At 56.6% G+C, this 14,235-nt stretch carries 13 protein-coding genes; 6 read left to right on the top strand and 7 right to left on the bottom strand.

Features of this window, described 5'->3' with window-relative positions:
• On the top strand, positions 1-2,088 hold the full coding sequence (locus CKK19_RS14020; RefSeq protein ID WP_046620320.1) for a YccS/YhfK family putative transporter: 2,088 nt from the start codon (positions 1-3) through the stop codon (positions 2,086-2,088).
• On the opposite strand, the gene argD is transcribed toward CKK19_RS14020, so the two are convergent.
• The 4 genes from argD to ppiA all read right to left on the bottom strand — a co-directional run bounded on the left by argD (position 2,085) and on the right by ppiA (position 5,249).
• Positions 2,085-3,305: a bifunctional acetylornithine/succinyldiaminopimelate transaminase gene (gene argD / locus CKK19_RS14015; protein ID WP_202816192.1), complete on the bottom strand. Its 1,221-nt coding sequence runs from the start codon at positions 3,303-3,305 to the stop codon at positions 2,085-2,087. The genes CKK19_RS14020 and argD overlap by 4 nt on opposite strands.
• Positions 3,306-3,392: 87 nt before the next feature.
• The gene (pabA, locus tag CKK19_RS14010; RefSeq protein WP_023307105.1) at positions 3,393-3,956 is read right to left on the bottom strand and encodes an aminodeoxychorismate synthase component 2; all 564 of its coding nucleotides are present in this window, start codon (positions 3,954-3,956) and stop codon (positions 3,393-3,395) included.
• A gap of 30 nt (positions 3,957-3,986) precedes the next feature.
• Positions 3,987-4,571, bottom strand: a complete 585-nt coding sequence (locus tag CKK19_RS14005) for a putative adenosine monophosphate-protein transferase Fic (RefSeq protein ID WP_063853933.1) — start codon at positions 4,569-4,571, stop codon at positions 3,987-3,989.
• Between the two features lie 105 nt (positions 4,572-4,676).
• Positions 4,677-5,249 carry a peptidylprolyl isomerase A gene (gene ppiA, locus CKK19_RS14000; protein WP_022649614.1) on the bottom strand — a complete coding sequence of 191 codons (573 nt, stop codon included), beginning with the start codon at positions 5,247-5,249 and terminating at the stop codon, positions 4,677-4,679.
• 278 nt (positions 5,250-5,527) lie between these two features.
• Between ppiA and tsgA the strand changes: the two genes are divergently transcribed.
• The 5 genes from tsgA (at position 5,528) to CKK19_RS13975 (ending at position 11,664) form a co-directional block, all read left to right on the top strand.
• Positions 5,528-6,712: an MFS transporter TsgA gene (gene tsgA / locus CKK19_RS13995; protein WP_022649615.1), complete on the top strand. Its 1,185-nt coding sequence runs from the start codon at positions 5,528-5,530 to the stop codon at positions 6,710-6,712.
• A 260-nt stretch (positions 6,713-6,972) separates the two neighbouring features.
• Positions 6,973-9,516, top strand: coding sequence for a nitrite reductase large subunit NirB (nirB, locus tag CKK19_RS13990; protein ID WP_022649616.1), 2,544 nt, complete (start codon positions 6,973-6,975; stop codon positions 9,514-9,516).
• The gene (gene nirD, locus CKK19_RS13985; RefSeq protein WP_022649617.1) at positions 9,513-9,839 is read left to right on the top strand and encodes a nitrite reductase small subunit NirD; all 327 of its coding nucleotides are present in this window, start codon (positions 9,513-9,515) and stop codon (positions 9,837-9,839) included. The genes nirB and nirD overlap by 4 nt, the downstream gene beginning before the upstream one ends.
• A 134-nt stretch (positions 9,840-9,973) precedes the next feature.
• Positions 9,974-11,347 carry a siroheme synthase CysG gene (cysG, locus tag CKK19_RS13980; protein ID WP_063201600.1) on the top strand — a complete coding sequence of 458 codons (1,374 nt, stop codon included), beginning with the start codon at positions 9,974-9,976 and terminating at the stop codon, positions 11,345-11,347.
• 146 nt (positions 11,348-11,493) lie between these two features.
• Positions 11,494-11,664, top strand: coding sequence for a YhfL family protein (locus tag CKK19_RS13975; RefSeq protein WP_003861638.1), 171 nt, complete (start codon positions 11,494-11,496; stop codon positions 11,662-11,664).
• Between the two features lie 137 nt (positions 11,665-11,801).
• On the opposite strand, the gene trpS is transcribed toward CKK19_RS13975, so the two are convergent.
• Genes trpS through rpe form a run of 3 tightly spaced genes read right to left on the bottom strand, consistent with a single transcriptional unit; the run spans position 11,802 to position 14,230 of the window.
• Complete coding sequence (trpS, locus tag CKK19_RS13970; protein ID WP_023298773.1) at positions 11,802-12,806, bottom strand: tryptophan--tRNA ligase; 1,005 nt, start codon at positions 12,804-12,806, stop codon at positions 11,802-11,804.
• Positions 12,799-13,560, bottom strand: coding sequence for a phosphoglycolate phosphatase (gene gph, locus CKK19_RS13965; RefSeq protein WP_063853934.1), 762 nt, complete (start codon positions 13,558-13,560; stop codon positions 12,799-12,801). Before gph ends, trpS begins: the two co-directional genes overlap by 8 nt.
• Positions 13,553-14,230: a ribulose-phosphate 3-epimerase gene (rpe, locus tag CKK19_RS13960; RefSeq protein WP_003861634.1), complete on the bottom strand. Its 678-nt coding sequence runs from the start codon at positions 14,228-14,230 to the stop codon at positions 13,553-13,555. Before rpe ends, gph begins: the two co-directional genes overlap by 8 nt.
• Between the last annotated feature and the right edge of the window lie 5 nt (positions 14,231-14,235).

Here is a 14,235-nt window from a genome sequence, read left to right as displayed (position 1 = left end):
ATGTGGCGCAGGCTGATCTATCACCCGGAAGTTAACTACGCACTGCGACAAACGCTGGTGTTGTGTCTTCCCGTGGCCGTGGGCCTGATCCTCGGACATCTTCAGCAAGGCCTGCTGTTTTCCCTCGTGCCCGCCTGCTGCAACATTGCCGGTCTGGACACCCCGCATAAACGCTTTTTCAAACGCCTGATTATTGGCGGCTGCCTGTTTGCCGGCTGTAGCCTTGCCGTGCAACTCTTACTGGCCCGCGACATTCCTCTGCCGCTGATCCTGACCGTGCTGGCGATGACGCTTGGCGTAACCGCTGAAATCAGCTCGCTGCACGCCCGCCTGCTTCCTGCGTCGCTGATTGCCGCCATCTTCACCTTAAGCCTTGCGGGCAATATGCCGGTGTGGGAGCCATTGCTGATCTACGCCCTCGGCACGCTGTGGTACGGGCTGTTTAACTGGTTCTGGTTCTGGTTGTGGCGGGAACAGCCGCTTCGCGAATCCCTGAGCCTGCTCTACGTGCAGCTTGCTGAATACTGCGAAGCAAAATACACCCTGCTCACGCAACATACCGACCCGGAAAAATCCCTGCCGCCGCTGCTGGCACGCCAGCAAAAAGTGGTGGATCTGATCAGCCAGTGCTATCAGCAGTTGCACATGCTTGCCGCCAACAAAAATCATGAATATAAGCGGCTGCTGCGTACCTTCCAGGTCGGGCTGGATTTGCAGGAGCATATTTCCGTCAGCCTTCATAATCCGGAAGAGGTGCAAAAGCTGGTGGAGCGCAGCCATGCGGAAGCGGTGATCCGCTGGAACGCGCAGACCGTCGCGGCGCGCCTGCGGGTGCTGGCTGACGATATCCTCTATCACCGCTATCCGACGCGCTTTAACATGGACAAACAGCTCGGCGCGCTGGAAAAGATTGCGCGTCAGCACGCGGATAACCCGGTCGGGCAGTTTGCCGCCTGGCATTTCAGCCGCATCGCCCGGGTGTTGCGCACCCAGCGCCCGCTTTATGCCCGGGACCTGATGGCCGATAAGCAAAAACGACTGCCGTTGCTGCCTGCGCTCAAAAGCTACCTGTCGCTGAAGTCTTCCGCCCTGCGCAACGCCGCAAGAATTAGCGTCATGCTCAGCATCGCCAGCCTGATGGGAATGGCCCTGCACCTGCCGAAACCCTACTGGATCTTAATGACCGTGCTGTTTGTCACCCAGAACGGCTATGGCGCCACGCGGGTGCGCATTCTGCATCGGGCGGGCGGCACGATGGCGGGGCTGATTATCGCGGGCGTAACGTTGCACTTCCACGTGCCGGAAGGGTATACGCTGGTCGGCATGCTGGCGATTACGATGGTGAGTTATCTGATCATCCGTAAAAACTACGGCTGGGCGACGGTGGGCTTTACGGTAACGGCGGTGTACACCCTGCAGTTGCTTACGCTCAACGCCGATCAGTTAATTATTGCCCGCCTGGTCGATACCCTGATTGGCTGCCTGATCGCCTTTGGCGGCATGGTCTGGCTGTGGCCGCAGTGGCAAAGTGGATTACTGAGGCAAAACGCCCACGACGCGCTGGAGGCGGATCAGCAGGCCATTCGCCTGATCCTGAGCGACGACCCGCAGCCGTCTCCACTGGCCTACGAGCGCATGAAGGTCAACCAGGCGCATAATGCCCTGTTCAACTCCCTTAACCAGGCCATGCAGGAGCCGGGCTTCAACTCGCACTATCTGGCAGACATGAAGCTGTGGGTCACGCACAGCCAGTTTATCGTCGAACACATCAATGCCATGACCACGCTGGCGCGCGAGCACACCATGCTGACGCCGGATCTGGCGCAGCGCTATTTGCAGTCGTGTGAAATTGCCCTCCAGCGCTGTCAGCAGCGTCTGGAGTACGACGCGCCGGGCGAGTCAGGGGATTCGAACATTCTGGAAGCGCCGGAGACGCTGACCCACGGGCCGATGAGCACCCTGGAGCAGCATTTACAGCGCGTTCTCGGGCATCTCAACACCATGCACACCATTTCGTCGGTGGCATGGCGTCAGCGTCCGCATCACGGGATTTGGTTAACGCGCCGGTTAAAACGAACCGCGTATTAGCCTCTGACGATCTTCGCGACCGCCGCGGCAAAACGGGTTAACCCGTCTTCGATGTCTTTGTCTTCCACCACCAGCGACGGCGCGAAGCGCATCACGTCCGGCCCGGCGTTGAGCACCATGACGCCTTCGTGCGCGGCGGCGTGCAGGAAATCGCGCGCGCGGCCTTTGTACTGAGGCTTCAGCTCGGCGCCGATCAGCAGTCCCATCCCGCGGATTTCACTGAAGACATCAAACTGTTCGTCAATCTGCTGAAGATGTTTCACAAAAAGGGCGCGTTTCGCATTCACGCCATTCAGGACGTCCGGCGTATTAATGATGTCGAACGCCGCTCCCGCCACGGCGCACGCCAGCGGATTACCGCCGTAAGTGGAGCCGTGTGAGCCCACATGAAATGCGGAAGCGATATCCTGGGTGGTTAGCACCGCGCTGACCGGAAAACCGCCGCCGAGCGCTTTCGCGCTGGTCAGAATATCCGGCGTTACGCCGTAGTGCATATAAGCGAACAGGTCTCCGGTACGCCCCATCCCACACTGCACTTCATCAAACACCAGCAGCGCCTGGTGCTCGTCGCACAGTTCGCGTAGCCCTTGCAGAAATTCCGGGGTGGCCGCCGTGACGCCGCCTTCCCCCTGAATGGGTTCGACCACCACGGCACAGGTGTGATCGTCCATCACCGCTTTAACGGCGTGCAGATCGTTAAACGGCACGTGGATGATATCCGCAGGTTTCGGACCAAAGCCGTCGGAATACTTCGGCTGGCCGCCAACGGAAACGGTAAAGAACGAGCGACCGTGGAAGGCGTTATGGAAGGCGATGATTTTGGTTTTGTACGGACTATGACGCGTGGTTGTGTAGTAGCGCGCAAGCTTAAAGGCGGTTTCATTGGCTTCGGTGCCGGAGTTCATAAACAGCACGCGTTCGGCGAAGGTGGCATCGATGATCTTACGCCCCAGACGCAGCGCCGGTTCGTTAGTGAACACGTTGCTGGTGTGCCACAGCGTTTCGCCCTGCGTTTTCAGCGCGTCCACCAGCGCAGGATGGCAATGGCCCAGCGCCGTCACCGCAATACCGCCTGCGAAATCAACATACTCATTGCCCTGCTGATCCCAGACGCGGCTGCCTCTCCCTTTCACCGGGATAAACTCAGCCGGTGCATAAATCGGCAGGATCACTTCATCGAATGTCGCGCGGGTAATTGCTGGTTGTTCAGTTGCCATGTCATGACCATCCATTTTTATGTCACAGTGATTGTGAAAATATAATCACAAAATATGCATAAAAAATCACAACAAGGCAACAGATATTCAGCGATTAAGGAAATTGGCCAGCAGTGCGTGCCCCTGTTCGCTGAGAATGCTTTCCGGGTGGAACTGCACCCCTTCCAGATCGTACTCGCGGTGGCGAATGCCCATGATTTCCCGGGTCTCACTCCAGGCGGTCACTTCAAAGTCTGCGGGCAGGGTCGGCGGATCAATCACCAGAGAATGGTAGCGCGTCACGGTTAACGGATTGTTTAGCCCCAGGAATACGCCGGTACCGGTGTGCGTGATCGGTGAGGTTTTGCCGTGCATGACTTTCGCGGCACGGACAATGGTGGCGCCAAAGACCTGCGCAATGGCCTGGTGACCCAGGCAGACGCCCAGAATCGGCAGCTTGCCCGCATAGTGGCGGATTACCTCCAGCGAGATACCGGACTCCGACGGCGTACACGGCCCGGGCGAAATCACGATTTTCTGGGGCGCCAGCGCGTCAATGTCAGCCAGCGCGATCTCATCGTTACGGCGGACAACCACCTCTGCCCCCAGCTCACAAAAATACTGGTAAAGGTTCCAGGTAAAGGAATCGTAGTTATCAATCAGCAGAATCATGGCGGCTCCTGAAAAAATGGCCGCCCTATTTTACTCAGATCCCCGCGCTTCGCTCACAACTTTGGCAAAGATAGCATTCAGGGCGGTCAGATCACCCATCGCCCCGCTCTGGTTGGCGGATGCCCAGCCGTCCGGGTCGATCCCCTGCCAGTTCAGCACGTAGCCCGCATGGATCGCCAGCTGTTCAAAGAAGATCCGCTGAGCCACGCCATTACCGCTCATAAACGGATGTAGCATGTTGATTTCACAGTAGTAATGACTGATTCTGTCTGTAAACTCTTCTTTCTGAAGGCCCACCAGATATTTATCGCTTTCCAGCGAAGCCATCAGCTCATTACCCACCTTCTCGATGTACTCGAAATGGCAAAATGGAATGTCGCCCTTGGAGATATCGGCGGTGCGCAGCTCGCCAGCGCCTTTCATTTCGTTGCGGAATAAATGGCGGTGAATAAGGCACAGATGGGGTAAACCCGGTGCAGAAGGCCCCAGTGCCAGCGTCTCGATATCGGATTCAGCGGGACCCTTGCCTTTTTCAAGGAGGCAACTGGCCTGAAGATTGACGCTACGCTGTTGCTCCCAGAGTCGGGATTTTTGCTTGTCGGTGAGTTTTTTCACTACGCCTCCCTGAATAGTCCGTTTGCCACAAGTATAAGCAGCAAAACGCGCTTTCGCAGGGAGGGCGGAAAGACACGGGCAGGATGTGCCCGTGTGAGGGAACGATTACGGCAGCACTTTCGCGGAGAGAATCACCACTGGCTTAGACGGCACATTCTGGTATGGACCGACATCGTGAGTCTGAACCTGAGAGATCTTGTCCGCCACGTCCATGCCTTTCACCACTTTACCGAACACCGCGTAGCCAAAGTCGCGCTGGCCGTGGTCCAGGAAGGCGTTATCCGCCACGTTGAGGAAGAACTGGCTGGTGGCGCTGTCTTTATCCGCCGTACGCGCCATAGAAATGGTGCCGCGCTTGTTCAGCAGGCCGTTATCCGCTTCATTTTTGATTGGCGGGTTAGGCTTTTTCTGCTGCATCTGCTCGTTGAAACCGCCGCCCTGAATCATAAAGCCCGGGATCACGCGGTGGAACGTGGTGTTGTTATAAAAACCACTGTTCACGTAGTCGAGGAAGTTTTTCACGGAAACAGGGGCTTTCTGGCTATCCAGCTCCAGCTCAATATTCCCCGCAGAGGTAGTCAGCAGGACGTGAGGGTCTCCTTTAGCTGCCAGCGCAGCAGGGGAAACGGCAGAAAGAGCAAACACAGCTGCGACAGCCGCCAGTGTTGATTTGAGCATGAGAATTCCTTAACAAAGCGCAGTATAAAAAGCGAATGGCTTGATTCTAAAGAGCAGTATGACCCCAGACCAGTCTTTTACCTAATTTTACGAAATTGAAACAATTATTACCGCGCAAACGATTGTTCACCCCGCGATATAATGTGATCTCCATCACGTTAAAGCCTGCAATTGTGCTCAATATTTTCTGAAAAGATTTAATTAGATCACTTTCGCGACTAAAATCTGCCCGCTCAAACGCAGTCATTGCGTTTTTCTTTACTTTTAACAGGCCAGACATGACTAACAGCAATCGCATCAAGCTCACATGGATCAGCTTCTTCTCCTACGCCCTGACCGGCGCGTTGGTGATCGTCACCGGGATGGTGATGGGAAATATCGCAGACTACTTCCAGTTGCCCGTTTCCAGCATGAGCAACACCTTCACTTTCCTGAACGCGGGGATCCTGATCTCTATTTTCCTTAATGCCTGGCTGATGGAAATCGTGCCGCTGAAAACCCAGCTGCGCTTCGGCTTCGTGCTAATGGTTGCCGCCGTGGCGGGCCTGGTGCTGAGCCACAGCATCGCCCTCTTCTCTGCCGCCATGTTCGTGCTGGGCCTGGTGAGCGGGATCACCATGTCGATCGGTACGTTCCTGATCACCCATATGTATGAAGGTCGCCAGCGCGGCGCGCGTCTGCTGTTCACCGACTCCTTCTTCAGCATGGCCGGGATGATTTTCCCGATGGTCGCCGCGTATCTTCTGGCGCGCAGCATTGAGTGGTACTGGGTGTACGCCTGCATTGGTCTGGTCTATGTCGCGATCTTTATTCTCACCTTCGGCTGCGAGTTCCCGGTGCTGGGCAAAAAAGCGCAGACCACGTCTGAGCCAGTTGCGAAAGAAAAATGGGGTATCGGCGTGCTGTTCCTTTCCATCGCCGCGCTGTGTTACATCCTGGGCCAGCTGGGCTTTATCTCCTGGGTTCCTGAGTATGCGAAAGGTCTGGGCATGAGTCTGAACGACGCGGGTAAACTGGTGAGCGATTTCTGGATGTCTTACATGTTCGGCATGTGGGCGTTTAGCTTTATCCTGCGCTTCTTCGACCTGCAACGGATCCTGACCGTTCTGGCGGGTCTGGCAACCGTGCTGATGTATCTGTTCATCAACGGTTCCCCGGAGCATATGCCGTGGTTCATCCTGACCCTGGGCTTCTTCTCCAGCGCGATTTATACCTCGATCATCACCCTTGGCTCTCTTCAGACCAAAGTGGCCTCGCCAAAGCTGGTGAACTTCGTGCTGACCTGCGGCACCATCGGCACCATGCTGACCTTCGTGGTCACGGGCCCAATTGTGGCGCACAGCGGCCCGCTGGCGGCGCTGCATACCGCTAACGGTCTGTACGCCGTGGTGTTCATCATGTGCTTCGTGCTGGGCTTTGTGACCCGTCACCGTCAACACAACCCGGCAACAGCTACCCACTAATCGCCGTAACCCCTTTGCGTACTGCAAAGGGGTTTTCCCCTGCTCACCCGCCCCGCCCGCCGATGGGTAAAAAACCCCACCAAAATTGTGTGAAAAACAAGCAAGCACAAAAATCAAACAATATCCGTCACTTATAAAAATCCTGACAAATCATAGATATACCCCCTAAGGGGTAGGTGAAGGCGTATTTGATTTGCATCAATAAGTGCCCCTGCTGAATCGTTAAGGTAGGCAGTAATAGAAAAGAAATCGAGGCAAAAATGAGCAAAGTCAGACTCGCTATCATCGGTAACGGCATGGTCGGCCACCGCTTTATTGAGGATCTTCTCGATAAAGCCGATGCTAACCAGTTCGATATTACCGTGTTCTGTGAAGAACCCCGCAAGGCGTACGACCGTGTGCACTTGTCTTCCTACTTCTCTCACCATACCGCCGAAGAACTCTCTCTGGTGCGCGAAGGTTTCTACGAGAAGCATGGCGTAAAAGTGCTGGTGGGCGAACGCGCTATCACCATCAACCGTCAGGAGAAAGTGATCCACTCCAGCGCCGGACGCACGGTTTTTTACGATAAGCTGATCATGGCGACAGGCTCGTATCCGTGGATCCCGCCGATTAAAGGTTCGGAAACCCAGGATTGCTTCGTTTACCGTACCATTGAAGACCTCAACGCCATTGAATCCTGCGCACGTCGAAGCAAACGTGGCGCGGTTGTCGGCGGTGGTCTGCTGGGTCTGGAAGCGGCAGGCGCACTGAAAAACCTCGGCGTTGAAACCCACGTCATCGAATTTGCCCCGATGCTGATGGCGGAACAGCTGGACCATATGGGTGGCGACCAGTTACGCCGTAAAATCGAAAGCATGGGCGTGAAGGTTCACACCAGCAAGAACACCAAAGAGATCGTGCAGGAAGGCACTGAAGCGCGTAAAACCATGCGCTTTGCCGACGGCAGCGAGCTGGAAGTGGATTTCATCGTCTTCTCCACCGGCATTCGCCCGCGCGACAAGCTGGCTACTCAGTGCGGTCTGGCCGTTGCGCAGCGCGGCGGGATCATGATCAACGACACCTGCCAGACCTCCGATCCGGACATCTACGCCATCGGCGAATGCGCCAGCTGGAATAACCGCGTATACGGTCTGGTTGCACCTGGGTACAAAATGGCGCAGGTCGCCGTTGACCATATCCTCGGCAGCGAAAATGCCTTCACCGGCGCAGACATGAGCGCGAAGCTGAAGCTGCTGGGCGTGGACGTGGGCGGTATTGGCGATGCGCATGGTCGCACCCCGAACTCCCGCAGCTATGTTTATCTGGACGAAAGCAAAGAAGTCTACAAACGTCTTATCGTCAGCCAGGATAACAAAACCCTGCTCGGGGCGGTGCTGGTGGGCGACACCAGCGACTTCGGCAACCTGCTCCAGCTGGTGCTGAACGCCATTGAGCTGCCGGAAAACCCAGACGCGCTGATCCTCCCGGCGCACGCCTCCAGCGGTAAGCCGTCCATTGGCGTGGATAAACTGCCGGACAGCGCGCAAATCTGCTCCTGCTTCGACGTCACCAAAGGCATGCTGATCTCCGCCATTAACAAAGGCTGCCACACCGTTGCGGCGCTGAAGGCGGAAACTAAAGCCGGGACCGGCTGCGGCGGCTGTATCCCGCTGGTCACTCAGGTGCTGAACGCCGAGCTGGCAAAACAGGGCATTGAAGTGAACAACAACCTGTGCGAGCACTTCGCTTACTCTCGCCAGGAGCTGTACCACCTGATCCGCGTGGAAGGCATTAAGTCCTTCGACGAACTGCTGGAGAAACACGGCCAGGGCTATGGCTGTGAAGTATGTAAGCCTACCGTCGGTTCCCTGCTTGCGTCCTGCTGGAACGAATATGTGCTCAAACCAGAACACACTCCGCTTCAGGACACCAACGATAACTTCCTGGCCAATATTCAGAAAGACGGGACTTACTCGGTGATCCCGCGTTCTGCCGGGGGGGAAATTACCCCTGAAGGGCTGGTCGCCGTGGGCCGTATCGCCCGTGAGTTTAATCTGTACACCAAAATCACCGGTTCCCAGCGTATCGGCCTGTTTGGTGCGCAGAAAGATGATCTGCCGGAAATCTGGCGTCAGCTGATTGAGGCGGGCTTCGAAACCGGTCACGCGTACGCTAAGGCGCTGCGCATGGCGAAAACCTGCGTGGGTAGCACCTGGTGCCGCTACGGCGTGGGCGACAGCGTGGGCTTCGGCGTCGAGCTGGAAAACCGCTACAAAGGCATCCGTACGCCGCACAAAATGAAGTTCGGCGTCTCAGGGTGTACCCGTGAATGTGCGGAAGCACAGGGTAAAGACGTGGGTATTATCGCCACCGAGAAAGGCTGGAACCTGTACGTGTGCGGTAACGGCGGGATGAAACCTCGCCACGCCGATCTGCTGGCTGCCGATCTCGATCGCGATACGCTGATCAAATACCTCGACCGCTTCATGATGTTCTACATTCGTACCGCCGATAAGCTGACCCGTACCGCGTCCTGGCTGGATAATCTCGAAGGCGGCATCGACTATCTGAAGTCAGTCATTATCGACGACAAGCTGGGCCTGAATGAACAGCTGGAATCCGAGATGACTCGCCTGCGCGAGGCGGTGATCTGCGAGTGGACCGAAACCGTGAACACGCCAGCGGCGCAGACGCGCTTCAAACACTTTATCAACAGCACCCAGCGCGACCCGAACGTGCAGGTGGTGCCGGAGCGCGAACAGCATCGTCCAGCGACCCCGTATGAACGTATTCCGGTGATGCTGGTGGAGGAAAACGCATGAGCCAGTGGGTAAACATCTGCAACATTAACGACATTCTGCCAGCAACCGGCGTCTGTGCCCTGCTGGGCAACGAGCAGGTGGCGATTTTCCGCCCTCGCCACGATGAACAGGTTTTTGCCATCAGCAATATCGACCCGTTCTTCGAGGCCAGCGTGCTCTCCCGCGGTCTGATTGCGGAGCACCAGGGCGAACTGTGGGTTGCCAGCCCGCTGAAAAAGCAGCGCTTCCGCTTAACCGACGGGCGCTGCATGGAAGATGAAAGCTTCTCGGTCAAACACTACGACGTCCGCGTGAAGGACGGCGAGGTGCAGCTGAAAGCGTAACCCCTCGCCTTTTCAATAGGAAAGGCTTATGACCCCTTATGGGTAACGGCAGGAAAAACCGTATGTTCTGTACGATTCCTGCTGTTATCCTGACGTCAATTCTTCCCCCGCCATGAATGCTGTGAGGTAACGTCGTGGATCACCTGCCGATTTTTTGTCAATTACGCAACCGCGACTGCCTGCTCGTGGGCGGCGGCGATGTGGCTGAACGCAAGGCGCGCCTGCTGTTAGAGGCGGGCGCCCAACTGACCGTTAACGCCCTCACCTTCGCCCCACAGTTTGACGTCTGGGCGCAGGAAGGGATGCTCACGCAGGTGCAGGGCGAATTTGATGAATCCCTGCTGGATACTTGCTGGCTGACCATCGCCGCAACGGATAACGATGACGTTAACCAGCGCGTCAGCGACGCCTGCGAAGCGCGCCGCATCTTCTGTAACGTGGTGGATGCGCCGAAAGAGGCGAGCTTTATCATGCCATCCATTATCGACCGCTCGCCGCTGATGATTGCGGTGTCGTCCGGTGGCCGCTCGCCCGTTCTTGCCCGTCTGCTGCGGGAAAAACTGGAAGCCGTGCTGCCTCAACACCTTGGTCAGATTGCCCATTATGCCGGGCAGCTGCGTTCCCGCGTGAAGCAAACCTTCGCAACCGTGGGCGAACGCCGTCGCTTCTGGGAGAAGTTCTTTGTCAACGACAGGCTGGCGCAGTCGTTGGCCAATCAGGACACCAAAGCGGTTGAAGAGACGACCGAGCAACTCCTCTCTGAACCGCTGGATCATCGCGGTGAAGTGGTACTGGTGGGCGCAGGTCCCGGCGATGCGGGCTTGCTGACGCTGAAGGGTCTCCAGCAGATCCAGCAGGCGGACATCGTGGTATATGACCGTCTGGTCTCTGATGACATCATGAATCTGGTGCGCCGCGATGCTGACCGCGTGTTCGTCGGCAAACGGGCAGGTTATCACTGCGTACCGCAGGAGGAGATCAACCAGATCCTGCTGCGGGAAGCGCAAAAAGGTAAGCGCGTGGTGCGTCTGAAAGGGGGCGATCCGTTTATCTTTGGTCGCGGCGGCGAGGAGCTGGAAACTCTCTGCAACGCGGGCATTCCGTTCTCCGTGGTGCCGGGCATTACGGCGGCATCCGGCTGTTCTGCCTATTCCGGCATTCCGTTAACCCATCGCGACTATGCCCAGAGCGTGCGCCTGGTGACGGGCCACCTGAAAACCGGCAGCGAACTGGACTGGCATAATCTGGCCGCTGAAAAGCAGACTCTGGTCTTCTACATGGGGCTAAATCAGGCAGCCACGATTCAGGCGAAACTGCTGGAGCACGGCATGGAAGCAGATATGCCGGTCGCGCTGGTAGAAAACGGTACCGCCATTACGCAGCGCGTGGTCGATGGCGTACTGACGCAGCTGGGCGAGCTGGCGCAGCAGGTTGAAAGCCCGGCGCTGATCGTGGTGGGCCGCGTGGTAGCACTGCGTGAAAAACTGAACTGGTTCTCCAGCCACTAACGCACAATCTCTCTCCCGGGAGTAGTCTTGAAGCGGACTACTCCCTTCTTACCTCAGTCGATAACATACCGCCCGCGTAATGGAACTTTTCCATTTATTCCCTCGTGTTACATCCAATTTTTTGATTTTATTGACAAGGAATGCGTATGTTCAAACTGGCAAAAGCTGCCGTTCTGGTCGGCCTGTTAACAACTCTGACGGCCTGCACCGGTCACGTTCAAAATACTAAAAATAATTGCAGCTACGATTACCTGCTGCATCCGGCGATCTCCATTTCGAAGATCATTGGCGGTTGCGGCCCGGCGGCACAGCAGTAAGCGTTTTTCAGGCGTAAAAAAACCGGGGATTTCCCGGTTTTTTTGTTTCGTCAGTTTTGTCGGGTGGCGGCTCCGTCTTACCCGACCTACACGGTCCCGTAGGCCGGGTAAGCGTAAGCGCCACCCGGCAAAGCGGCTTAAGGTTTCGCCACAAACCCAATCGCCTCGTACACCGCTTTCAGGGTTTCGGAGGCGCGCGCGCTGGCTTTTTCCGCGCCCTCTTTCATCACTTTTTGCAGGAAAGCTTCGTCGTTACGGTAACGGTGATAGCGCTCCTGCAACTCGGTCAGCATGCCGGAAACGGCGTCTGCCACTTCACCTTTCAGGTGGCCGTACATCTTGCCTTCAAAGTGTTTTTCCAGCTCAGGGATGCTCTGTCCGGTCACACCGGAGAGAATGTCCAGCAGGTTGGATACGCCCGCTTTGTTCTGCACGTCGTAGCGCACCACTGGCGGCTCGTCGGAGTCGGTCACCGCACGCTTGAGCTTTTTCACCACCGATTTCGGATCTTCCAGCAGGCCGATAACGTTGTTGCGGTTATCGTCAGACTTGGACATCTTTTTGGTCGGCTCCAGCAGCGACATCACGCGCGCGCCGGATTTCGGAATAAACGGCTCAGGCACTTTGAACACGTCGCCGTAAAGCGCATTGAAGCGCTGGGCGATATCGCGGCTCAGCTCCAGGTGCTGCTTCTGATCTTCGCCCACTGGTACTTGGTTGGTCTGGTACAGCAGAATATCTGCCGCCATCAGCACCGGATAATCAAACAGACCGGCGTTGATGTTTTCAGAGTAGCGCGCAGATTTATCCTTGAACTGGGTCATGCGGCTCAGCTCGCCGAAATAGGTGTAGCAGTTCAGCGCCCAGCCCAGCTGCGCGTGCTCTGGCACGTGAGACTGAACGAAAATGGTGCTCTTCTCTGGATCGATACCGCACGCCAGGTACAGCGCCAGCGTATCGAGCGTCGCCTTGCGCAGCTTCTCGGGATCCTGACGCGCGGTGATAGCATGCAAATCTACGATGCAGTAAATGCAGTGGTAGTCATCCTGCATGCTCACCCACTGACGTAACGCACCCATGTAGTTACCAATGGTCAGTTCACCTGAAGGCTGTGCGCCACTAAAAACGATGGGCTTAGTCATTATTCAATTCCTGATGTTCACTGTGCGAGAGCCCGAGTGCGGGCAACAAATCATTGAAGTGGTCGAACACAACGTCCGGCTCACTCAGCGTAATGGCTTCACCGTAGTTGTAGCCGTAGGTCAACCCAACAGACGGGCAACCTGCCGCTCTGGCAGCCAGAATATCATTGCGGGAATCCCCGACAAAGAGCAGCTCCGCAGGCGCTAAGGATAATTTTCCTGCCACCAGCAATAGCGGTTCCGGATGCGGCTTTTTATTCTGCACGTCATCGCCGCCCACAATTACGGAGAAGTATTTCACGATATCCAGCGCTTCCAGCAGAGGCGCAACGAACGGTGTTGGCTTGTTGGTCACCAGCCCCAGCGGGATGCCTTTCGCATGTAGCGCGCTCAGCGTTTCAGCGACATCCGGGAACAGGAAGCTGCCCTCTTCGACGGTCTCTTCGTAGAAACGGTCGAACAGTTTGCGCAGAATACGCTGCTGCTCATCCTGGGGAATATCCGCGTGGTCAACACTCGGTTTCCCTTGCGCGGAACGCTGGGAGGCACGCTCCTGACGAGCCCAGGTCAGCGCGCGCTCCATCAGCACGTCTGCACCGTTACCAATCCACGTCACAACGCGCTCTTCGCCCGCAACGGGGAGTTCAAGGGCATACAGCGCCTGATCGACGGCGCGGGTTAATCCTGGCGCGCTGTCGACCAGCGTGCCGTCGAGGTCAAATGCTACACCCCGAATAGCCTGCAATTTATCCATGACTTACCTTCGCCAGTTCACGGCGCATTTCATCAATGACTTTTTTGTAATCCGGTTGATCGAAGATGGCGGAGCCTGCGACGAACATATCCGCTCCTGCCGCCGCAATCTCACCGATGTTATTGACCTTCACGCCGCCATCCACTTCCAGGCGAATATCATAGCCAGACTCATCAATACGGCGGCGCACTTCACGCAGTTTGTCGAGGGTCTGAGGGATAAACGACTGGCCGCCAAAGCCCGGGTTGACGGACATCAGCAGGATCACGTCCAGCTTGTCCATCACGTAGTCGAGATAGCTCAGCGGGGTCGCCGGGTTAAAGACCAGTCCCGCCTTACAGCCGTTCTCTTTGATCAGCTGTAGCGTGCGGTCAACGTGTTCGGAGGCTTCCGGGTGGAAAGTGATGATGCTGGCACCCGCCGCGGCGAAATCAGGCACGATGCGGTCAACCGGTTTCACCATCAGATGCACGTCAATGGGCGCGGTGATCCCGTAGTTACGCAGTGCTTTAAGCACCATCGGACCGATGGTCAGGTTGGGAACGTAGTGGTTATCCATAACGTCGAAATGGACGACATCCGCGCCAGCCGCGAGAGCTTTGGCAGTGTCTTCACCCAGGCGGGCAAAATCGGCCGACAGAATTGAGGGGGCAATCAAAAACTGTTTCATCCGCA

Origin of the sequence: Enterobacter sp. CCUG 70166, from assembly GCF_020224095.1 — a bacterium.
Lineage (GTDB): Bacteria > Pseudomonadota > Gammaproteobacteria > Enterobacterales > Enterobacteriaceae > Enterobacter > Enterobacter intestinihominis.
This window is presented reverse-complemented; position numbering and strand designations above follow the sequence as displayed.

Bases quoted from the DNA above. Each gene is read 5' to 3' on its own strand.
- nirD (WP_022649617.1), top strand. From the start codon at position 9,513: ATGAGCCAGTGGGTAAACATCTGCAACATTAACGACATTCTGCCAGCA.
- ppiA (WP_022649614.1), bottom strand. From the start codon at position 5,249: ATGCTCAAATCAACACTGGCGGCTGTCGCAGCTGTGTTTGCTCTTTCT.
- gph (WP_063853934.1), bottom strand. From the start codon at position 13,560: ATGGATAAATTGCAGGCTATTCGGGGTGTAGCATTTGACCTCGACGGC.
- rpe (WP_003861634.1), bottom strand. From the start codon at position 14,230: ATGAAACAGTTTTTGATTGCCCCCTCAATTCTGTCGGCCGATTTTGCC.
- tsgA (WP_022649615.1), top strand. From the start codon at position 5,528: ATGACTAACAGCAATCGCATCAAGCTCACATGGATCAGCTTCTTCTCC.
- nirB (WP_022649616.1), top strand. From the start codon at position 6,973: ATGAGCAAAGTCAGACTCGCTATCATCGGTAACGGCATGGTCGGCCAC.
- CKK19_RS13975 (WP_003861638.1), top strand. From the start codon at position 11,494: ATGTTCAAACTGGCAAAAGCTGCCGTTCTGGTCGGCCTGTTAACAACT.
- pabA (WP_023307105.1), bottom strand. From the start codon at position 3,956: ATGATTCTGCTGATTGATAACTACGATTCCTTTACCTGGAACCTTTAC.
- trpS (WP_023298773.1), bottom strand. From the start codon at position 12,806: ATGACTAAGCCCATCGTTTTTAGTGGCGCACAGCCTTCAGGTGAACTG.
- argD (WP_202816192.1), bottom strand. From the start codon at position 3,305: ATGGCAACTGAACAACCAGCAATTACCCGCGCGACATTCGATGAAGTG.
- CKK19_RS14020 (WP_046620320.1), top strand. From the start codon at position 1: ATGTGGCGCAGGCTGATCTATCACCCGGAAGTTAACTACGCACTGCGA.